The organism is Pseudomonas sp. S3_G06 (assembly GCF_054667565.1).
In genome coordinates, this window is sequence record NZ_CP162738.1 from 4,820,422 (window position 1) to 4,838,313 (window position 17,892).

The following is a 17,892-nucleotide window of genomic DNA, read 5'->3' on the forward strand; positions in this document are numbered from 1 at the left end:
GTCAAAAGAGCGGCAAGCTGCAAGCCATAAGCTGCGAGCGCGCACGCGCGTCTATCTCTTGCAGCTTGCAGCTTGACGCTTGCCGCTGCTCTTAATTTTTTCGAGCGCCCACAGGTCGCTTTCGATGCTTTCAAACCGTTCCTTGAGGTGGGTCTGCACATCGAAAATCGCCCTGTTGTAATAGTGCGGAGCAATCTCGCGGGTAAACAGCTCAAGAATTTCCGCCGCCTCGAACGAACCCAGATCCAGTTCGAAACGGTCTTCCATGAACCGCTGAATCTTGCGACTGGCCTCGCTCTCCTGCTCGGGAGTGAGGGTCAGAATCGGCGGTTTGGATTTCTTGACAGCCATTTACCAGCGACCGTCCCACGCAGCGAAGTTCTGCAGCAGTTGCAGGCCATGGGTATGGCTTTTCTCCGGGTGGAACTGCACGGCGAAACGCGAACCGTCGGCCAGCGCTGCAGCGAAATCGACACCGTAATGACCGCTGCCTACCACCTGCCGCGCATTGGCGGCGGCGATGTAGTAGCTGTGCACGAAGTAGAAACGCGCCAGATCCGGGATGTCATGCCACAACGGGTGACTGATGTTCTGCTTCACCTCGTTCCAGCCCATGTGCGGGACCTTCAGGTGCTCGCCGTCTTCGTGCAGATCCTTGCCGAAGAATTTCACCGCGCCCGGAAACAGGCCGATGCAGTCGACGCCGGCGTTCTCTTCGCTGGTATCGAGCAGGGCTTGCATGCCGACACAGATGCCGAGGAACGGCCGATCCTGGCTGACCTCACGGACCAGCGAATCGAAGCCGAGGCGACGGATCTCCGCCATGCAATCGCGAATCGCGCCAACGCCCGGGAATACCACGCGGTCGGCTTCGCGAATCACGTTCGCATCACTGGTGATCAGCACCTTGCCGGCGCCGACGTGCTCAAGAGCCTTGGCCACCGAGTGCAGGTTACCCATGCCGTAGTCGATAACTGCAACCGTCTGCATTACAGAACGCCTTTGGTCGACGGCATTTGCCCGGCCATGCGCTCGTCCAGCTCGACGGCCATGCGCAGTGCGCGGCCGAAAGCCTTGAACACGGTTTCGATCTGGTGGTGGGTGTTGGTGCCGCGCAGATTGTCGATGTGCACGCTGACCAGCGCGTGGTTGACGAAGCCCTGGAAAAACTCCTGGAACAGGTCAACGTCGAAACCGCCGACGGTGGCGCGGGTGTACGGCACGTGCATCTGCAGGCCCGGGCGACCGGAGAAATCGATCACCACGCGCGACAGCGCTTCATCGAGCGGCACGTAGGCATGGCCGTAGCGACGGATGCCTTTCTTGTCGCCGATGGCTTTGGCAAACGCCTGGCCGAGGGTGATACCGACGTCTTCCACCGTATGGTGGTCGTCGATATGCAGATCGCCCTTGCATTCGATATCCAGGTCGATCAACCCGTGACGGGCGATCTGATCCAGCATGTGCTCAAGAAAAGGTACACCGATATCGAATCGGGCCTTTCCGGTGCCATCAAGGTTGATCGAGGCTTTGATCTGGGTTTCCAGAGTGTCGCGCTCGACAGACGCCTTACGTTCGGCCATCACCAGCTCCGCAAAATCATTGGGCGAAAAAGGCAGCCATTATAGGCACGCAGGAGGCAAACAAAAACACGAGAGGTGAGATGCCTGACGGATAGAACGCCCGGCTGTCGCGGGTAGACATGTCCATACAAGCAAAAAGATCGCAGCCTCCAGCAGCACCTACTCTTTCAGCATGCGAACACTGACTGTAGGAGCTGCCGAAGGCTGCGATCTTTTCGGCTTGAAACCAATGCCCCTGACACTACCTCTCAGGTGCACTCACGCTTAGTGAAACAGTACCGCCGTCTTCTGCAGGGTCACCCACACACCCCACGCCAACGGAATACCCACCACCAGCCATGCCGCGATCGCCAGAGGCTTGGTGCCCGGCGCCGCTTTCCACTCCAGAACGGTGCTGGCATCAGCACCCTTGTCGTGGCCCAGCGCCTGTTCGGCGGCCAGTTCGGCGTCGGTCATGAAGTACTTGTCGGCCACCGGGCGCACCATCAGGTTGCACAGGAAGCCCAGCACCAGCAGGCCGGCGAGGATGTACAGGGTGATGTCGTAAGCGGCAGCGCGTTCCACGCCGATGCTCAATTGATATTCACGCAGGTAGTTGACCAGCACCGGACCGAGCACGCCGGCAGCAGCCCAGGCAGTCAGCAGACGACCGTGGATCGCACCGACCATCTGTGTACCGAACAGGTCGGCCAGATACGCTGGAACGGTGGCAAAACCACCGCCGTACATCGACAGGATGATGCAGAACGCCGCCACGAACAGAGCAACGTTGCCCAGATGGCCGAGGTTTGGAATCAGCGCATACAGGGCAAAACCCAGGGCGAAGAACACGAAGTAGGTGTTTTTGCGGCCCAGGTAATCCGAGAACGAGGCCCAGAAGAAGCGGCCACCGATGTTGAACAGGCTCAGCAGACCAGTGAAGCCCGCTGCGATCGCCGCGATCGAGGCCAGTTGGCCAGCGTCGAGTTGACCAAACGGCACATCGACGCCCAGCAGCTTGCCGCCGAACACTTCCTGCAACAGTGGCGAAGCCATGCCGAGGATACCGATACCCGCCGACACGTTCAGGCACAGCACCAGCCAGACCAGACGGAATTGCGGAGTTTTCCACGCTACGTTCACGTGGACGTGACGGTTGGTGATCATGGCGTTGGAAGCTTTCTTCGCCGGAGCGGTCCAGCCTTCAGGCTTCCAGCCGGTTGGCGGCACGCGGTAGGACAATGCGCCACCGATCATGAACACGAAGTAAATAGCCGCCATGGCCACGAAGCTCTGCCATACGCCCACGCCTTCCGGCGAAGCGAAGTGGCTCATCAGCGCAGTCGCCAATGGAGCGCCGACCATCGCGCCGCCACCGAAGCCCATGATCGCCATGCCGGTCGCCATGCCGCGCTTGTCCGGGAACCACTTGATCAGGGTCGACACCGGCGAGATATAGCCCAGGCCCAGACCGATACCGCCGATCACGCCGGAACCGATCCACATCAGCCAGATCTGGTGGGTATAGATACCCAACGCAGAAATCAGCAGACCGCCGCACCAGCACAAGGCCGAGACCACGCCCGCTTTACGAGGCCCGGCGTGTTCCAGCCAGCCACCCCAGATCGCTGCCGAGCAGCCGAGGAAGATGAAGAACAGCGTGTAGATCCAGCCGAGCATGGAGATCGGCCAGTCGCAGTTCGACGAAAATACCTGTGCGATGAAGCTCATGTCCGGCGCGCAAGCCACCGGCGCGGTAACGCCGAGTGCCTTGGACAGCGGCAACCAGAACACCGAGAAGCCGTAAGCCATGCCGATGCACAGGTGAATGGCCAAAGCGGCCGGTGGAACCAGCCAGCGGTTGAAACCGGGCTTGGCGATGATGCGTTCCTTGGACAGGAACGCAGGCTGGTCGGCCTTGAGGCCGTCCGCCGTGATGCTCGTGCTCATTGTGTATCCCCCAATTGTTAGTATGGTTCGCCAGCCACTGCTCACCCTCGGCCTTATGCACGCAGGCATGACCGTTTTTTTAGGTGAAGCTCCTTGAAGGCGCGACGTTAAGTCGCAGACGGGCGGACGAACTGGCGAAGGTTACCATTCTCAGGTGACAGAAAAACCAAACTGATATCACCTTTTTTCAAGTCATCTGTTCTCGTACGACTCGGGAAGCCGTCAACCCCGCGTCTGCAAAGGCACCACGCCGTTTGCTACTTGTCCCATTTATGCGTGTGAAAAGTTACCCGTCGCCTGGGCGTGACTGAACGACGGGTGAACCAAGCGCAAAAAATGGCGTCGCAAGCGGGGGCCGGATTGCGCCCTCTGGCGCCCGCCGGGCATCCTCAAGCGCAGGCCCTGTGGCGAAGTTGCAGGTGCCGCCGCCGACCCTCGGCAGATGACGCCGCACCGAACCGGGTGCCGGCAGCGCTATACTCCCCGGCCATATGACCAATTCGACTAACTACAAGGACTCGCCCATGAAAGCGTTCGGCAAAATCCTGGGTCTGGTACTTCTCGGGCTGTTGCTGATCATTGTGGCGGCAGGCTTTGCCCTGACCCACCTCTTCGATCCCAACGACTATAAAGACGAGATCCGCCAGATTGCCCGCGACAAGGCCCACATCGAGCTGACGCTCAATGGCGATATCGGCTGGAGCCTGTTCCCGTGGCTCGGCCTGGAATTGCACGAAGCCAGCGTCGCTACCCTGGCCAAACCTGCCGAACCGTTTGCCGACTTGCAGATGCTCGGCCTGTCCGTGCGCGTGCTGCCGTTGTTGCGCCGCGAAGTGCAGATGAGCGACGTGCGCGTCGAAGGCCTCAACCTGCGCCTGAACCGTGACAAGAACGGCCACGGCAACTGGGAAGACATCGGCAAGGTGCCTGTGGCGCCGGGCTCGACTCCATCCGCCACAGCGGGCGCGACCGCCAGCGAGCCGACCGTCGCCGTGGAAAAACCGGCGCAACCGATCCGCCTCGACATCGACAGCCTGACCGTCAACAACGCCCGCGTTGAATACACCGATGAGCTGACCGGCAAGCAGTTCAGTGCCGAAAGCATTCAGTTGAGCACCGGCCCGGTACACGATTCGACCAATATCCCGGTGAAAGCCACCGCGTTCCTTGGCACCAACCAACCGGTACTGCGCGTGCGCACCGAGCTCAACGGCGAGCTGCGCTTCGAGCGCGCCTTGCAGCGTTACAAGTTCGAAGACCTGAAGCTGACCGGCGAACTCGCTGGCGATCCGCTGCAAGGCAAGACCATGACCTTCTCCGCTCAAGGTCAGTTGCTGCTGGACAAGGCAGCGAATGTCGCCGAATGGACCGGCATCAAGATTTCCGCCAACCAGTTGCGCGCATTGGGCGAGCTGAAAGCCAACGACCTCGACAAGACGCCACAGATCAGCGGCGGCATTTCCATTGCCCAGTTCGATCTGGCGAAATTCGTCGACAGCATCGGCCAGACACTGCCGGCGATGGGCGAAGGCAGCCTGAGCAAGGTCGAACTGGTCAGCCGCGTTGCTGCCACTCCGACCAGCCTGTCGTTCGACAACATCAACCTGAAACTCGATGACAGCAGCTTCAGCGGCCGCATCGCCATCGAGGACTTCGCCAAACAATCGCTGCGCGCGATTCTCAAGGCCGACACGTTCAACGTCGACCGCTACCTGCCACCGAAATCGGCTCAAGCCAACAACGCCACGCAAACCCGTCAGGCCGAAGTCGCCAGCACCGAGGCCGGCGCCGTCGCAGGCACCACGCCGCTGCCGGACAAACCGAGCAAAACCGCCTGGAGCACCGAGCGTCTGCTGCCGGTCGAACGCCTGGCCAAACTCGACGTGGACGCCGATCTGACTTTCGGCCAACTGACCCTCGACAAACTGCCGATCCAGAACGCCGCGCTCAAAGCCACCGGCCAGGGCGGCCTGCTGACGCTGACTAACCTGAGCGGTGATCTGTACAACGGCGGCTTCGTCGCCAACGGCACACTCGACGTGCGCCCAAGCGCGCCGGTGCTTAACCTGCAGACCCGGCTCAACCGCGTGCCGGCGGAAAAAATCATCGAAAGCCAAGGCAAGAATCCGCCGGTCAAAGGTCTGGTAACGCTGACCAGCAGCCTCACCGGCAGCGGCAACAGCCAACAGGCGCTGATCGATACGCTGAACGGCAACGCCAGTTTCGTCATCAACAACGGCGTGCTGCTCAATGCCAACCTTGAACAGCAATTGTGCAAAGGCATCGCCACCCTCAATCGCAAATCCCTCAGCGGCGAGCCACGGGGCAAGGACACGCCGTTCGAAGAGCTCAAGGGCAACCTGACCGTGCGCAACGGCGTCGCCAGCAACCCCGACCTGAAAGTGCGCATCCCCGGCATGACCGTCAACGGTGACGGCGACATCGACCTGCGCGTGCTCGGCATGGACTACCGCGTCGGCATCATCGTCGAGGGCGACACCAGCGCCATGCCCGACCCAGCCTGTCAGGTCGGCGAGAAATTCGTCGGCATCGAGTGGCCACTGCGCTGCCGTGGCCCGCTGGAACTGGGCGCCAAGGCCTGCCGCGTCGACAATGACCGTCTCGGTCAGGTGGCCAGCAAGATGGCTGGCAACAAGCTCAGCGAGAAAATCGACGAAAAACTGGGCGATAAAGTCAGCCCGGAATTGAAAGACGCGTTGAAGGGGCTGTTCAAGCGATGACAGCAGAGCAATTTTCCACGGCGGTGCTGGAGTGGTTCGACCGCCATGGCCGCCACGATTTGCCGTGGCAGCAGGACATCAATCCATATCGGGTCTGGGTGTCCGAGATCATGTTGCAGCAGACCCAGGTCAGCACCGTGCTCAATTACTTCGAACGCTTCATGGCGGCGCTGCCAACAGTCGATGCGCTGGCCGCAGCGCCGGAAGACGAGGTGCTGCACCTGTGGACCGGGTTGGGTTACTACACTCGCGCACGCAATCTGCAGAAGACCGCGAAGATCGTCGTCAGCCAGTACGCTGGCGAATTCCCGCGTGACGTGGAAAAACTCACCGAGCTGCCAGGCATCGGCCTGTCCACCGCCGGGGCGATCGCCAGCATCAGCATGGGCCTGCGCGCGCCGATCCTCGACGGCAACGTCAAACGCGTACTGGCGCGCTTCACCGCGCAAGAGGGCTACCCCGGCGAACCGAAGGTGGCCAAACAACTCTGGGCCAACGCCGAGCGCTTCACCCCGCACGATCGGGTCAACGCCTACACCCAGGCGATGATGGATCTTGGCGCCACACTCTGCACGCGCAGCAAGCCGAGCTGTCTGCTGTGCCCGCTCAAGCGTGGCTGTGAAGCGCACATGCTTGGCCTGGAAACCCGTTATCCGATTCCCAAGCCGCGCAAGGCCATCCCGCAGAAACGCACGCTGATGCCGATGCTCGCCAACGGCGAAGGTGCGATTCTGCTTTATCGCCGCCCCTCGACGGGCCTGTGGGGCGGTTTGTGGAGCCTGCCGGAACTGGATGATCTGGAAGATCTGCAGCATCTGGCCGATCAGCACTCGCTGACCATGGGCCAGCAGCAGGCGCTGCCGAGCCTGGTGCATACCTTCAGCCATTTCCAGTTGTCCATCGAACCGTGGCTGGTTCAGGTGCAGGAAGCCAGCCATCACGTGGCCGAGGCCGACTGGCTCTGGTATAACCTCGCCACCCCGCCGCGCCTGGGCCTTGCTGCCCCGGTCAAGACCTTGCTCGAACGCGCGGCCGCCGTCTTGAATGCAGGAGAATCGCCATGACCCGCACCGTAATGTGCCGCAAGTACAAAGAAGAACTGCCCGCGCTGGAACGTGCCCCTTTTCCAGGTGCCAAGGGCCAGGATATTTTCGACCACGTCTCGGCCAAGGCCTGGGCCGACTGGCAGAAACACCAGACCCTGCTGATCAACGAAAAGCGCCTGAACATGATGAACGCCGAAGATCGCAAATACCTGCAGGGAGAAATGGACAAGTACTTCTCCGGCGAGGAATACGCCAAGGCCGAAGGCTACGTGCCGCCCGCCGAATAACCCGCAGATTTCGTAAGCGACGGAATTAATTTAAGAAATTTTCAAAAAGTCGTTGACGTAAATCCGAAAAACCCTTTTAATGCGCCCCGTTGCCCAGATAGCTCAGTCGGTAGAGCAGGGGATTGAAAATCCCCGTGTCGGCGGTTCGATTCCGTCTCTGGGCACCAAATACCGAAAACCCTGAATCGCAAGATTCAGGGTTTTTTTATGTCCGGGATTTGATGGACACTGCTTACCCCTTACGGAAAAGGGCCATCACTCGATGAATCAGAAACGAACCCGCGTCCCCCTGCCCCATCCTCCGCCGTATCGGCAAAGCCGCTTGTGTTATTGGCTGACCGTCATCGCCGGCGTGCTGATTGCCATTGCCGTCTGCCTTTCAATCTACATGCTGATCGAAAGCTGGATCAGCGGCTCCATTACCACCAACAATCGTGGGCCGCGCAGCACCTACACCTTGGCACTGCAACCTCGGCGATACTGGTTCGAGTTCGTTTGGCAGAGCTTCTGGACGGCATTCATGCTGGCCATTGGTGTGTTTGGGTTGTGGATTTATCGCAAAGGGCGGGTGCGCGAGCAGAGGCCGAAGCGCAAGCGCACAAGTCAATAGTGCATGCCGCCTTCACAGAGTGTTGATGTAATCGACGGGCAACAAGACTGTATCCACAGCGGCATCCACTGGCAGGGATACAACAGTGATGACCGGGCAGACGATCATCATGTAACAGATGATCGCTGCCGGCATGCCATCGCTGCCTCCTCCCCGAACACCGAGCAGGTGTAGGCCGCCATCGACCCCTCGGTAATATTCGGCGTCGGACAAACCATCATTCAAGCGCCCGATAAACGTTCCGCAGCCAACCAACAGCAGTGCCAGGCCTATGACACAGCCAATTCGCAGAATCCCTTTCAAAACAGCGCTTCCTTACGTCACAAAATACTGGGCGCGGGATTGTACTCGTGCCTTTCGCTCGTGACTGCTCTACCTGCTGACTCGGCATATCGGTTAAACCAGATTGCCTGTTGCGCGACGGCGCATTCGAACGCGGTCATGTTGGCATTACGCCGCTGCGCGTTGCATGAACTGGAGCGGATGTGAAATGAACTGTCCCTCGGACTTATGTAAATCGTGACGCAGCGCGTCACCAATTCGATCACATTGAATTCGGAACGCACTGCGTTCCGTATGTTGCTCGGCGCCAGTTCCAGGCTCATTCTCGATCCACCTTCGCAAAGGCCGAGCACTTATGAACAAATGCCTTTCGACCGACCCGGTAACCATTGGCGAATCGTTCATAGAGAACGCAGCCGACGGCTACGCACTCGGCGGCTTCACCTGGCGCCACAGTTCGCCCGATCCACAGCGCCCAGTGGTCATCATCAACGCCGCCACCTCCGTGCGCTGTCGGCACTATTCACGGTTCGCGGCCTATCTGTTCTGCCACGGCTTCGACGTGATGACCTACGACTACCGGGGCATCGGCGAATCCCGCAGCGAATCGATCAAAGGGCTGCGTGCCTCGTGGACCGACTGGGGCGCGCTGGATTTCGAAGCGATGCTCAAACGCGCGCAGCAGGAGTTTCCCGGTCAGCCAATCGATGTGGTTGGCCACAGCTTCGGTGGTTGCGCGGCCGGTCTCGCCGCATCCGGCAGGGTAATCCGACGGCTGGTAACCGTCGGTGCGCAGTTCGCTTACTGGCGCGATTACTCCCCCGAACAGCGCTGGCGGATGTTCGGCAAGTGGCATGTGGTCATGCCTTTGACGGCGCTGCTCTGCGGCTATTTTCCAGGCAAGCGGATCGGCTGGCTGGAGGACACGCCAACCGGCGTAGTCTGCGACTGGAGCACACCCACCGCACGTTACGAGCAACGCCCAAGCGGTCGGACGCTGATGAAAAAAACGGGCGCCGTGCCCTTCGCCAACGTCCGCGCGCAGACCCTGGCCATCAGCCTCAGCGACGACCCTTACGGCACGACTCCGGCGATCGAGCGCCTGCTCGACTACTTCAGCAACGCGACAAAAACCCACTGGCGTATCGCACCGCAGGACATCGGCGAACAACAAGTCGGACATTTCGGCTTTTTTCGCAGCGCATACCAAGCCACACTATGGCCCATCGCTCTGACCTGGCTGCAAACCGGCGCACTGGCCCCCGACACACCCGGGCGGCAAGCCCCGCGCAGCTGAGCCCTTCTCCACGCACGACGGAACACATCATGGCCTCCGCCAACAAGCAGCAAAAACGCGCCACCCGGGCCAAAGCCAAGGCCAAGCAGAACCGCACCAAGCGCGCCGAAGCGCCGGTCGAGCTGGACCCGAACGACGACCGCATCGACTTCGAATCGGTGGACCTGACCGAACTGTTCAAGAAAATGATCAACGCCGAGAAGATCAGCCAGCAAGCCATGTGCAGCGCGTTCCTCGAAGACCCGCTGCTGGAACTGGTGTACGAGCAGGAAGGCGAAGAAGGCGCGATGGATTTCATCCTCGCCGCGCTGATCGAGTATCGCCAGTGGTCGCAGGAAACCGACGAGGCTGGCGCACTGGCGTGGATCGAATCCCCGGCATTCCAAGCTGACTATGTAGCGGCATCCGACGCGATCGCCGCACAAACCCAACAGAAGAACTGAGCTCCCATGGCATCCCTGAACAAGCAACAGAAACGCGCCAAACGCGCCAAGGCCAAAGCCAAGCAGATCCGCATGGTCGGGCGCAAACCGCTGGATCAGGACGAAGATCTCGGCCACCTCGCCGAGCCGATCCCGGAATACACCCTGGCGATGTTCAGCAAAATGCGCGACGCCGAAGCCGTCAGCCGCAACGAAATGCTGCTGACCCTGCTGCGCGAACTGGCCTTCATCATCGTCGACCATCCTGAACTGCTCGACATGGAAAACGCCGACAACGAAGGCATGGCCGCCACCCACCTGGCTGCCGATATGCTCATCGACTACCGCATGTGGGCCGACGGCATGACCATCGAACAAGCCCAGGCCTGGCTGAGCGAGCCGCAGTTCATTACGGAATTCGGGGTGGCGCTGGATGCTTATGGCAAGTCGGTAGAGCCCCAGGAAGACAAGAGCGAATAAGCCCTTCTCAGAAACAAAAAACGGCCGCTAGTCATCCCTGACAGCGGCCGTTTTTGTTTGGATGGCCTAGCTACTCTTTGTCCGGTGACGATGTATATCCCATTGACATATCCCCAGCACGATCTATCCTGAGCTAATCACAGGAACAGACCCGGGAGCCCGAATATGGAGCAGACCACGATTTTCATGAGCAACAGAAGTCAGGCAGTCCGACTGCCAAAGGCAGTTGCGATGCCCAGCGACGTTAAACGAGTGGAAGTCATCGCGATTGGCAGAACACGCGTCATTACGCCTGCTGGAGAAAGCTGGGATAGCTGGTTTGATGGCGACAGCGTCAGCCCTGATTTCATGGCTAACCGTGAGCAACCCACTGAACAGGAGCGCGAGTCGTTCTGATGATCAAGTACATGCTGGATACAAATATCTGCATCTTCACCATCAAGAACAAACCACAAATTGTCCGGGAAGCCTTCAATCGACATTCCGGGCAGTTGTGCATCAGCGCTATCACGCTTATGGAGCTTATTTACGGTGCTGAAAAGTCGGCGGCCCCGGAGAAAAATCTGGCAATTGTTGAAGGATTTGTCGCGCGACTGGATGTCTTGCCTTTCGATAACGACGCAGCCGCACAGGCCGGGATGGTTCGATCTGAACTCGCGAAGGCTGGAACGCCGATCGGGCCATACGACCAAATGATCGCTGGCCACGCACGCTCACTTGGACTCATTGTAGTGACGAACAACGTACGGGAGTTTCAACGCGTTTCCGGTTTGCGAATCGAGGACTGGGTTTAACCTGACTGGAAAGCTCAGAAACAACAACGGCCGCTAGTCATCCCTGACAGCGGCCGTTTTTACATCACGCGTTGCAGATCAGTTCAACACCACCGCACCACGCTTCTCCAGCTTGCGACGGCGCGACACCAGCAGACCAGCGGCTACCACCATCAGACTCAGCAGGCCCGTGGCAAGGATTTCCACGCGGTGGGCTTCCTGGAACAGCATGATGGTCAGCGCGGCGACGATGAAGATGATCACCGCCCAGGTCAGCCCCGGGAACAGCCACATGCTGAAGACGATCTTCTCGCCGCGCGCCATGCGCTGCTTGCGCATGCGCAGTTGCGAGAAGGCGATCACCAGGTACACCAGCAGGGCGATGGCGCCGGAGCTGGCCAGGAGGAACTCGAACACCGCTGCCGGAGCCACATAGTTGGCGAAGGTGCAGAGAAACGCAGCGCCGGTGGACAGCATCACCGCCCAGTAAGGCGTGCCGCTCTTGTTGGTGCGGGTCGACATGGCCGGGGCATCGCCGCGTTTGCCGAGGGAGAACAGCATGCGCGACGAGGTGTACAGCGCCGAGTTCAGGCAACTGGTCACCGCGACCAGTACGACGATGTCAACGATCATCTTCGCATTGGGAATGCCCATGCGCTCAAGTACGGTCTGGTAGGAACCGAGGTTGGCCAGGGTAGGATCGTTCCACGGCACCAGCGCCACCACGATGAAAATCGAAACCAGATAGAACAGGCCGATCCGCCAGATCACCGAGTTGGTGGCCTTGGAGATCTGCTTGCCTGGGTCCTTCGATTCCGCCGCCGCGATGGTGACGATCTCGGTGCCCATGAACGAGAACATGGTGGTCAGGATCGCGCCCAGCACAGCGCCCATGCCGTTGGGCAGGAAGCCGCCACTGTCGAACAGATGCGACACACCGCTGACCTGACTGGTCGGCAGGAAGCCAAAAATCGCCGCAAGACCTAGGCCGATGAAGCCGATGATCGCCAACACCTTGATCAGGGCGAACCAGAACTCGAACTCGCCGTAATTCTTCACGCTGAACAGGTTGGTCACGGTCAGCAGCATGGTGATGACCAAAGCGAAAGCCCAGATGTCCACGCCCGGGAACCACGCGTGCAGGATGGTTGCGGCGGCGTTGGCTTCCAGCGGAATCACCAGCACCCAGAACCACCAGTACAACCAGCCGATGGTGAAACCGGCCCAGTGACCGATCGCGCGGTCAGCGTAAGTCGAGAACGAACCGGTGTCCGGCGAAGCCACGGCCATTTCGCCGAGCATGCGCATCACCAACACCACCAACGTACCGGCGGCGGCGTAAGCCAGCAGCACGGCCGGGCCGGCGGCAGCAATGGCGTGGCCGGAGCCGACGAACAGACCGGCGCCGATCACACCGGCGATCGACAACATGGTCACATGACGCGGTTTGAGCCCCTGTTCGAGGCCTGTGGAGCTTGGGGTACTGCTCATAGAGACTACCTTTGCAAGGAAAGCGAGTGCGTCCGGCGCGTCTGAAAATTCTTTCTCGTAAAAAGAATCCAACGGCCTGTTCCTTATTCTGCACGCAATATTTGCGCCAAAATGTTTCGAGTCCTTGAGGGCCGGGGGCTTCGGCATCCGGTGCAAGTCCTTGAGTTTAATGGCTATTCGCCAGAACGTTACCCGGCGACTCACTTTCAAGACGAATCCGCGCACCAGAAACACACAGAAAAAGTGTGCGGCGCACAGAAAAAGGGCGAATAAGGAACGTTCGGCCGGATAGCGCTTCCAACACCCCGCCAAAGCTGGCAACATCGCGCCTTTTTTTACGCGGCACCCACGGGTTTGCATGATCAAACACCCGTTCGGTTGTTGATGGGGCGACAGTCTGCTGCGCCGATGCGACAACCCGCCACATGCCACCCGTTTACCGCTCGTAGCGCTGTTGGCTGCCATTGAAACGCTATGCTAGCTTGGCCGCCTCGCCAGGAAGGCCCGCCAACAGCAGGAGCGCAACATATATGAGGAACGCACATGGCTGAGGCCACGCCCGCGCTTGAAATCCGCAACTTGCACAAACGCTACGGACAGCTGGAGGTGCTCAAAGGCATCTCGCTGACCGCCCGCGACGGCGACGTGATCTCGATCCTCGGCTCTTCCGGTTCCGGCAAGTCCACGTTCCTGCGCTGCATCAACCTGTTGGAAAACCCGCATCAGGGCCAGATCCTGGTGGCCGGTGAAGAACTCAAGCTCAAAGCCGCGAAGAACGGCGAACTGGTCGCCGCCGACGGCAAACAGATCAATCGCCTGCGCTCGGAGATTGGTTTTGTATTTCAAAACTTTAATCTATGGCCGCACATGAGCGTCCTCGACAACGTCATCGAGGCCCCGCGCCGCGTGCTCGGCCAGAGCAAGGCCGAGGCCATCGAAGTCGCCGAAGCGTTGCTGGCCAAGGTCGGCATCGCTGACAAGCGCCACGCCTACCCGGCGCAATTGTCCGGTGGTCAGCAACAACGCGCCGCCATCGCCCGCACGCTGGCAATGCAGCCGAAGGTGATCCTGTTCGACGAACCCACCTCCGCGCTTGACCCGGAAATGGTTCAGGAAGTACTTAGTGTCATCCGCGCATTGGCCGAAGAAGGCCGCACCATGCTGCTCGTGACCCACGAAATGGGCTTCGCCCGTCAGGTTTCCAGCGAAGTGGTGTTCCTTCATCAGGGCCTTATAGAAGAGCAAGGATCGCCACAGCAGGTGTTCGATAACCCGCTTTCGGCGCGCTGCAAACAATTCATGTCCAGCAACCGCTAACGGAGCAACATGCATGCAGAATTTCAAAAAGGTCTTCCTGGCCGCCGCCGTCACCCTCGCATTCAGCGCCGGTGCCATGGCTGAAACCCTGAAGATGGGCATCGAAGCGGCCTACCCGCCGTTCAACAATAAAGACGCGAGCGGCCAGGTGGTCGGCTTCGACAAGGAAATCGGCGACGCCCTGTGCGCGAAGATGAAAGCCGAATGCTCCGTCGTCACCTCTGACTGGGACGGCATCATTCCGGCGCTGAACGCGAAGAAATTCGACTTCCTGATCTCCTCGCTGTCGATCACCGAAGAGCGTAAAGCCGCGGTGGACTTTACCGACCCGTACTACTCGAACAAATTGCAGTTCATCGCCCCGAAAAACGTCGACTTCAAGACCGACAAGGACTCGCTCAAAGGCAAGAACATCGGTACCCAGCGCGCAACGCTGGCCGGCACCTGGCTGGAAGACACCTACGGTGACGATATCAAGGTCAGCCTCTACGACACCCAGGAAAACGCCTACCTTGATCTGACCTCCGGCCGTGTCGACGCGATCCTCGCCGATAAGTACGCCAACTATGACTGGCTGAAAACCGACGCTGGCAAGAACTACGAGTTCAAAGGCGACCCGGTAGTGGAAAGCGACAAGATCGGCATCGCAGTGCGCAAGGGTGACAACGAACTGCGCAACAAGCTGAACGCCGCGCTGAAGGAAATCGTCGCTGACGGTACCTACAAGAAAATCAACGACAAGTACTTCCCGTTCAGCATCTATTGATCTGACCTGGGGGACCGGCGCCGTGATCAAGCGGCACCGGCTCCCGACTTTGCCTGCCGCAATTTGAACAGAAACCCATGATTATCGACCTCTACGGATTCGGCCCGGCGCTCGCCGCTGGCGCGCTGATGACCGTCCAACTGGCCCTCACCGCCCTGTGTCTGGGCCTGGTGCTCGGCCTGCTCGGCGCCTTGGCCAAGACTTCCCCATACAAGCCGCTGCAATGGCTTGGCGGCACTTATTCGACGCTGGTACGCGGCGTCCCGGAATTGCTTTGGGTGCTGTTGATCTACTTCGGTACGGTCAACCTGATGCGCACCCTCGGTGAATACTTCGGCAACCCCGACCTGCAACTCAACGCCTTTGCCGCCGGTGTGATCGCACTGGGCCTGTGCTTCGGCGCGTACGCCACGGAAGTGTTTCGTGGCGCCCTGCTGGCCATTCCCAAGGGTCACCGTGAGGCCGGCCAGGCCCTGGGCCTGTCGAAGTGGCGGATTTTCACCCGGTTGATCATGCCGCAGATGTGGCGCATCGCCCTGCCGGGCCTGGGCAACCTGTTCATGATCCTGATGAAAGACACCGCGCTGGTATCGGTCATCGGTCTGGAAGAAATCATGCGTCACGCGCAGATCGGTGTGACCGTGTCGAAACAACCGTTCACCTTCTATATGGTCGCCGCGATCATGTACCTCGGCCTGACAGTGCTGGCGATGACCGGCATGCACTTCCTGGAAAAACGCGCCGCTCGCGGCTTTGCGAGGAGCGCGCAATGAACTGGGAGGTCATCATCAAGTGGCTGCCGAAACTGGCACAGGGCGCGACCCTGACGCTGGAACTGGTCGCCATCGCGGTCATCGCCGGCCTGCTGCTCGCCATTCCGCTGGGCATCGCGCGCTCTTCGAAGCGCTGGTACGTGCGCTCGCTGCCTTACGCCTACATCTTCTTTTTCCGCGGCACGCCGCTGCTGGTGCAGCTGTTCCTGGTCTATTACGGCCTGGCGCAGTTCGACGCGGTGCGTGAAAGCGCTTTGTGGCCGTACCTGCGCGATCCGTTCTGGTGTGCAACGGTGACCATGACGCTGCATACGGCGGCGTACATCGCCGAAATCCTGCGTGGAGCCATTCAGGCAATTCCACCCGGTGAAATCGAAGCTGCGCGAGCCTTGGGCATGTCCAGGCCCAAAGCGATGTTCTATATCATCCTGCCCCGTGCAGCGCGCATCGGCCTGCCGGCCTACAGCAACGAGGTGATCCTGATGCTCAAGGCCAGCGCCCTGGCCAGCACCGTGACCCTGCTGGAACTGACCGGCATGGCCCGCACGATCATCGCCCGCACTTATCTGCCGGTGGAGATCTTCTTCGCCGCCGGTGTGTTCTATCTGGTCATGGCTTACGTGCTGGTACGCGGCTTCAAGCTGCTGGAGCGCTGGCTGCGCGTCGATGCCTGCCAAGGCCGCTGATACTTCCCACGTGCTGACGGGCGAGGCTCTACTCGCCCGTTTCACGACGCTGGATGCTTTTTTGATTAAGCATCAGGCGCTGTGGAAACCTCGACCGTTCACTCACCTACAACTTCCATGGGAAGCGTCCTACCCGCAGCTGTCTGCGTGGCTACGCGGGCGGTCGCTGGAAGAAGCAGAACGCGCGCATAACCATCCTGCTGATCTTGTCGATGCGCCAGAGCCGTTCGCTTCATTGGCGAAGTTGTCGGCAGAGTTGAGTGCGGTCGGTGAGTTGCCGGGGCGTGCGCTTGAAGCTGCCGGGCATCGCTTGAATGTCGATGTGCCTGGGCGCAAGTGGCAGCAGATCGAGGCGTTTGCCGGTCGCTTGTCCTTTGCCTCGCAGCCGACGCATTGGCTGGACTGGTGCTCCGGCAAAGGGCATCTGGGACGGCGCCTGTTGAGTGCCGGGCAACAATTGACTTGCGTTGAATACGATCCGGTGCTGGTCGCCAGCGGTCAGGCACTGAGTCAGCGTCATCACTTGCACGCCCTGCATGTCGAACAGGATGTACTCGCGGCGGATGCCCCAGCCGTATTGAACGCCGCGCACACCCCCATCGCGCTCCACGCGTGCGGTGATCTTCATGTGCGCTTGATGCAACTGGCCAGTGCCGCAGGTTGCCAACAAATGGCAATTGCGCCCTGCTGCTACAACCGCATCAGTCGCAACGAATATCACGCCTTGTCCTGCGGAGGATCGGCATCACTCCTACACCTGTCTCTGGAAGATCTGGCGTTGCCGATGAGCGAAACCGTCACCGCCGGTGCAAGAGTTCGACGCCAGCGTGACACTTCCATGGCCCGACGACTGGCCTTCGACTTGCTGCAACGGCAACTGCGCGGCGTCGATGAATACCTGCCAACGCCCTCCCTGCCCAGCGCCTGGCTGGACAAACCGTTCGCTGATTACTGTCGCGATCTGGCTGTGCTCAAAGAGTTATCCACAGTCGGCTCGCCAGATTGGTGGACACTCGAAGCCGCCGGTTGGCAGCGGTTGGTCGAAGTGCGCAACCTCGAATTGCTTCGCGGTTTGTTCCGACGACCGCTGGAGCTTTGGCTGAATCTGGATCGGGCACTTTTCCTCGCAGAACAGGGATACGTCGTACGCCTCGGCACCTTTTGCGACACCTCACTCACACCGCGTAACTTACTGCTCCTCGCCGAGCGCGCTTAAATATTAAAGCCTGTGGATAACTCTGTTGATGGATTTGCCGTGGATCCAATATCTGCCCCTGTTTCGTCGACTTAACAACACTGGTCATTTTTTGTTCACATAAATAAAAACCGGTAAAACAGGGATTTGCGAACAAGATGAGAATGGCTTCACAAAACCTCGCCCAAGCAGTACTCGCGCCTCTCAGTTGTGC

General features: G+C 59.8%; 21 protein-coding genes, 1 tRNA gene and 1 pseudogene. 16 read left to right on the forward strand and 7 right to left on the reverse strand.

Translation table 11 applies throughout. The features are described 5' to 3' along the window. Positions 1 to 51 precede the first annotated feature (51 nt). The 4 genes from AB4N47_RS21455 to AB4N47_RS21470 form a co-directional block, all read right to left on the reverse strand. Positions 52 to 351, reverse strand: coding sequence for a DUF2164 domain-containing protein (locus AB4N47_RS21455; protein ID WP_460154335.1), 300 nt, complete (start codon positions 349 to 351; stop codon positions 52 to 54). After that, positions 352 to 990, reverse strand: a complete 639-nt coding sequence (gene hisH / locus AB4N47_RS21460) for an imidazole glycerol phosphate synthase subunit HisH (RefSeq protein WP_016772124.1) — start codon at positions 988 to 990, stop codon at positions 352 to 354. Then, on the reverse strand, positions 990 to 1,583 hold the full coding sequence (gene hisB / locus AB4N47_RS21465) for an imidazoleglycerol-phosphate dehydratase HisB (RefSeq protein WP_016772125.1): 594 nt from the start codon (positions 1,581 to 1,583) through the stop codon (positions 990 to 992). The genes hisH and hisB overlap by 1 nt, the downstream gene beginning before the upstream one ends. 264 nt (positions 1,584 to 1,847) lie before the next feature. Further along, entirely contained in the window at positions 1,848 to 3,512 is a 1,665-nt protein-coding gene (locus tag AB4N47_RS21470) for an OFA family MFS transporter (protein WP_042608635.1), read from the reverse strand. A gap of 231 nt (positions 3,513 to 3,743) precedes the next feature. On the opposite strand from AB4N47_RS21470, the pseudogene AB4N47_RS21475 reads away from it, so the two are divergent. The 6 genes and pseudogenes from AB4N47_RS21475 to AB4N47_RS21500 form a co-directional block, all read left to right on the forward strand. Continuing rightward, positions 3,744 to 3,958: pseudogene (locus AB4N47_RS21475) on the forward strand (GNAT family protein); the annotation flags it as partial. A 78-nt stretch (positions 3,959 to 4,036) separates the two neighbouring features. After that, positions 4,037 to 6,253, forward strand: coding sequence for an AsmA family protein (locus AB4N47_RS21480; RefSeq protein WP_460154336.1), 2,217 nt, complete (start codon positions 4,037 to 4,039; stop codon positions 6,251 to 6,253). Further along, positions 6,250 to 7,317, forward strand: a complete 1,068-nt coding sequence (mutY, locus tag AB4N47_RS21485; protein ID WP_130902939.1) for an A/G-specific adenine glycosylase — start codon at positions 6,250 to 6,252, stop codon at positions 7,315 to 7,317. The genes AB4N47_RS21480 and mutY overlap by 4 nt, the downstream gene beginning before the upstream one ends. Further along, entirely contained in the window at positions 7,314 to 7,586 is a 273-nt protein-coding gene (locus AB4N47_RS21490) for an oxidative damage protection protein (RefSeq protein ID WP_016772129.1), read from the forward strand. Before mutY ends, AB4N47_RS21490 begins: the two co-directional genes overlap by 4 nt. A 91-nt stretch (positions 7,587 to 7,677) precedes the next feature. Then, a tRNA-Phe gene (locus tag AB4N47_RS21495) sits at positions 7,678 to 7,753 on the forward strand. A 155-nt stretch (positions 7,754 to 7,908) separates the two neighbouring features. Then, positions 7,909 to 8,196: a hypothetical protein gene (locus AB4N47_RS21500; RefSeq protein WP_341638388.1), complete on the forward strand. Its 288-nt coding sequence runs from the start codon at positions 7,909 to 7,911 to the stop codon at positions 8,194 to 8,196. Between the two features lie 12 nt (positions 8,197 to 8,208). On the opposite strand, the gene AB4N47_RS21505 is transcribed toward AB4N47_RS21500, so the two are convergent. Continuing rightward, positions 8,209 to 8,499 (reverse strand): YceK/YidQ family lipoprotein, encoded by a 291-nt coding sequence (locus AB4N47_RS21505; protein ID WP_186548453.1) that lies wholly within the window; start codon positions 8,497 to 8,499, stop codon positions 8,209 to 8,211. A gap of 17 nt (positions 8,500 to 8,516) precedes the next feature. After that, positions 8,517 to 8,801, reverse strand: a complete 285-nt coding sequence (locus AB4N47_RS21510) for a hypothetical protein (protein WP_341638387.1) — start codon at positions 8,799 to 8,801, stop codon at positions 8,517 to 8,519. A 32-nt stretch (positions 8,802 to 8,833) separates the two neighbouring features. Here AB4N47_RS21510 and AB4N47_RS21515 point away from each other — a divergent pair, with 32 nt between their 5' ends. The 5 genes from AB4N47_RS21515 to vapC all read left to right on the forward strand — a co-directional run bounded on the left by AB4N47_RS21515 (position 8,834) and on the right by vapC (position 11,471). Then, positions 8,834 to 9,775 carry an alpha/beta hydrolase family protein gene (locus AB4N47_RS21515; protein WP_341638386.1) on the forward strand — a complete coding sequence of 314 codons (942 nt, stop codon included), beginning with the start codon at positions 8,834 to 8,836 and terminating at the stop codon, positions 9,773 to 9,775. 29 nt (positions 9,776 to 9,804) lie between these two features. Continuing rightward, positions 9,805 to 10,218: a hypothetical protein gene (locus AB4N47_RS21520; protein ID WP_341638385.1), complete on the forward strand. Its 414-nt coding sequence runs from the start codon at positions 9,805 to 9,807 to the stop codon at positions 10,216 to 10,218. Positions 10,219 to 10,224: 6 nt separating this feature from the next. Continuing rightward, positions 10,225 to 10,677, forward strand: coding sequence for a hypothetical protein (locus AB4N47_RS21525; protein WP_460154337.1), 453 nt, complete (start codon positions 10,225 to 10,227; stop codon positions 10,675 to 10,677). Between the two features lie 165 nt (positions 10,678 to 10,842). Beyond that, positions 10,843 to 11,073, forward strand: coding sequence for a type II toxin-antitoxin system VapB family antitoxin (vapB, locus tag AB4N47_RS21530; protein WP_071174095.1), 231 nt, complete (start codon positions 10,843 to 10,845; stop codon positions 11,071 to 11,073). Next, positions 11,073 to 11,471, forward strand: a complete 399-nt coding sequence (gene vapC / locus AB4N47_RS21535) for a type II toxin-antitoxin system tRNA(fMet)-specific endonuclease VapC (RefSeq protein ID WP_016772140.1) — start codon at positions 11,073 to 11,075, stop codon at positions 11,469 to 11,471. The genes vapB and vapC overlap by 1 nt, the downstream gene beginning before the upstream one ends. 78 nt (positions 11,472 to 11,549) lie before the next feature. On the opposite strand, the gene gabP is transcribed toward vapC, so the two are convergent. Next, positions 11,550 to 12,941, reverse strand: a complete 1,392-nt coding sequence (gene gabP, locus AB4N47_RS21540) for a GABA permease (RefSeq protein WP_016772141.1) — start codon at positions 12,939 to 12,941, stop codon at positions 11,550 to 11,552. Between the two features lie 543 nt (positions 12,942 to 13,484). On the opposite strand from gabP, the gene AB4N47_RS21545 reads away from it, so the two are divergent. From AB4N47_RS21545 to AB4N47_RS21565, 5 genes are all read left to right on the forward strand, one after another. Further along, a complete protein-coding gene (locus AB4N47_RS21545) occupies positions 13,485 to 14,258 on the forward strand; it encodes an ABC transporter ATP-binding protein (protein WP_024011209.1) in 774 nt (257 codons plus the stop codon). A gap of 13 nt (positions 14,259 to 14,271) precedes the next feature. Next, positions 14,272 to 15,024 (forward strand): ABC transporter substrate-binding protein, encoded by a 753-nt coding sequence (locus tag AB4N47_RS21550; RefSeq protein ID WP_341638384.1) that lies wholly within the window; start codon positions 14,272 to 14,274, stop codon positions 15,022 to 15,024. 77 nt (positions 15,025 to 15,101) lie between these two features. After that, entirely contained in the window at positions 15,102 to 15,797 is a 696-nt protein-coding gene (locus AB4N47_RS21555; protein WP_122705208.1) for an ABC transporter permease, read from the forward strand. Further along, a complete protein-coding gene (locus tag AB4N47_RS21560; RefSeq protein WP_016772145.1) occupies positions 15,794 to 16,483 on the forward strand; it encodes an ABC transporter permease in 690 nt (229 codons plus the stop codon). Before AB4N47_RS21555 ends, AB4N47_RS21560 begins: the two co-directional genes overlap by 4 nt. After that, a complete protein-coding gene (locus AB4N47_RS21565) occupies positions 16,464 to 17,699 on the forward strand; it encodes a methyltransferase (RefSeq protein WP_341638383.1) in 1,236 nt (411 codons plus the stop codon). The genes AB4N47_RS21560 and AB4N47_RS21565 overlap by 20 nt, the downstream gene beginning before the upstream one ends. Positions 17,700 to 17,892 lie beyond the last annotated feature (193 nt).

Excerpts from the sequence above, each read along its gene's own strand:
- AB4N47_RS21455 (WP_460154335.1), bottom strand. The coding sequence starts at position 351 with ATGGCTGTCAAGAAATCCAAACCGCCGATTCTGACCCTCACTCCCGAG.
- hisH (WP_016772124.1), bottom strand. The coding sequence starts at position 990 with ATGCAGACGGTTGCAGTTATCGACTACGGCATGGGTAACCTGCACTCG.
- hisB (WP_016772125.1), bottom strand. The coding sequence starts at position 1,583 with ATGGCCGAACGTAAGGCGTCTGTCGAGCGCGACACTCTGGAAACCCAG.
- AB4N47_RS21470 (WP_042608635.1), bottom strand. The coding sequence starts at position 3,512 with ATGAGCACGAGCATCACGGCGGACGGCCTCAAGGCCGACCAGCCTGCG.
- AB4N47_RS21480 (WP_460154336.1), top strand. The coding sequence starts at position 4,037 with ATGAAAGCGTTCGGCAAAATCCTGGGTCTGGTACTTCTCGGGCTGTTG.
- mutY (WP_130902939.1), top strand. The coding sequence starts at position 6,250 with ATGACAGCAGAGCAATTTTCCACGGCGGTGCTGGAGTGGTTCGACCGC.
- AB4N47_RS21490 (WP_016772129.1), top strand. The coding sequence starts at position 7,314 with ATGACCCGCACCGTAATGTGCCGCAAGTACAAAGAAGAACTGCCCGCG.
- AB4N47_RS21510 (WP_341638387.1), bottom strand. The coding sequence starts at position 8,801 with ATGAGCCTGGAACTGGCGCCGAGCAACATACGGAACGCAGTGCGTTCC.
- AB4N47_RS21515 (WP_341638386.1), top strand. The coding sequence starts at position 8,834 with ATGAACAAATGCCTTTCGACCGACCCGGTAACCATTGGCGAATCGTTC.
- AB4N47_RS21520 (WP_341638385.1), top strand. The coding sequence starts at position 9,805 with ATGGCCTCCGCCAACAAGCAGCAAAAACGCGCCACCCGGGCCAAAGCC.
- AB4N47_RS21525 (WP_460154337.1), top strand. The coding sequence starts at position 10,225 with ATGGCATCCCTGAACAAGCAACAGAAACGCGCCAAACGCGCCAAGGCC.
- vapB (WP_071174095.1), top strand. The coding sequence starts at position 10,843 with ATGGAGCAGACCACGATTTTCATGAGCAACAGAAGTCAGGCAGTCCGA.
- vapC (WP_016772140.1), top strand. The coding sequence starts at position 11,073 with ATGATCAAGTACATGCTGGATACAAATATCTGCATCTTCACCATCAAG.
- gabP (WP_016772141.1), bottom strand. The coding sequence starts at position 12,941 with ATGAGCAGTACCCCAAGCTCCACAGGCCTCGAACAGGGGCTCAAACCG.
- AB4N47_RS21545 (WP_024011209.1), top strand. The coding sequence starts at position 13,485 with ATGGCTGAGGCCACGCCCGCGCTTGAAATCCGCAACTTGCACAAACGC.
- AB4N47_RS21550 (WP_341638384.1), top strand. The coding sequence starts at position 14,272 with ATGCAGAATTTCAAAAAGGTCTTCCTGGCCGCCGCCGTCACCCTCGCA.
- AB4N47_RS21555 (WP_122705208.1), top strand. The coding sequence starts at position 15,102 with ATGATTATCGACCTCTACGGATTCGGCCCGGCGCTCGCCGCTGGCGCG.
- AB4N47_RS21560 (WP_016772145.1), top strand. The coding sequence starts at position 15,794 with ATGAACTGGGAGGTCATCATCAAGTGGCTGCCGAAACTGGCACAGGGC.
- AB4N47_RS21565 (WP_341638383.1), top strand. The coding sequence starts at position 16,464 with ATGCCTGCCAAGGCCGCTGATACTTCCCACGTGCTGACGGGCGAGGCT.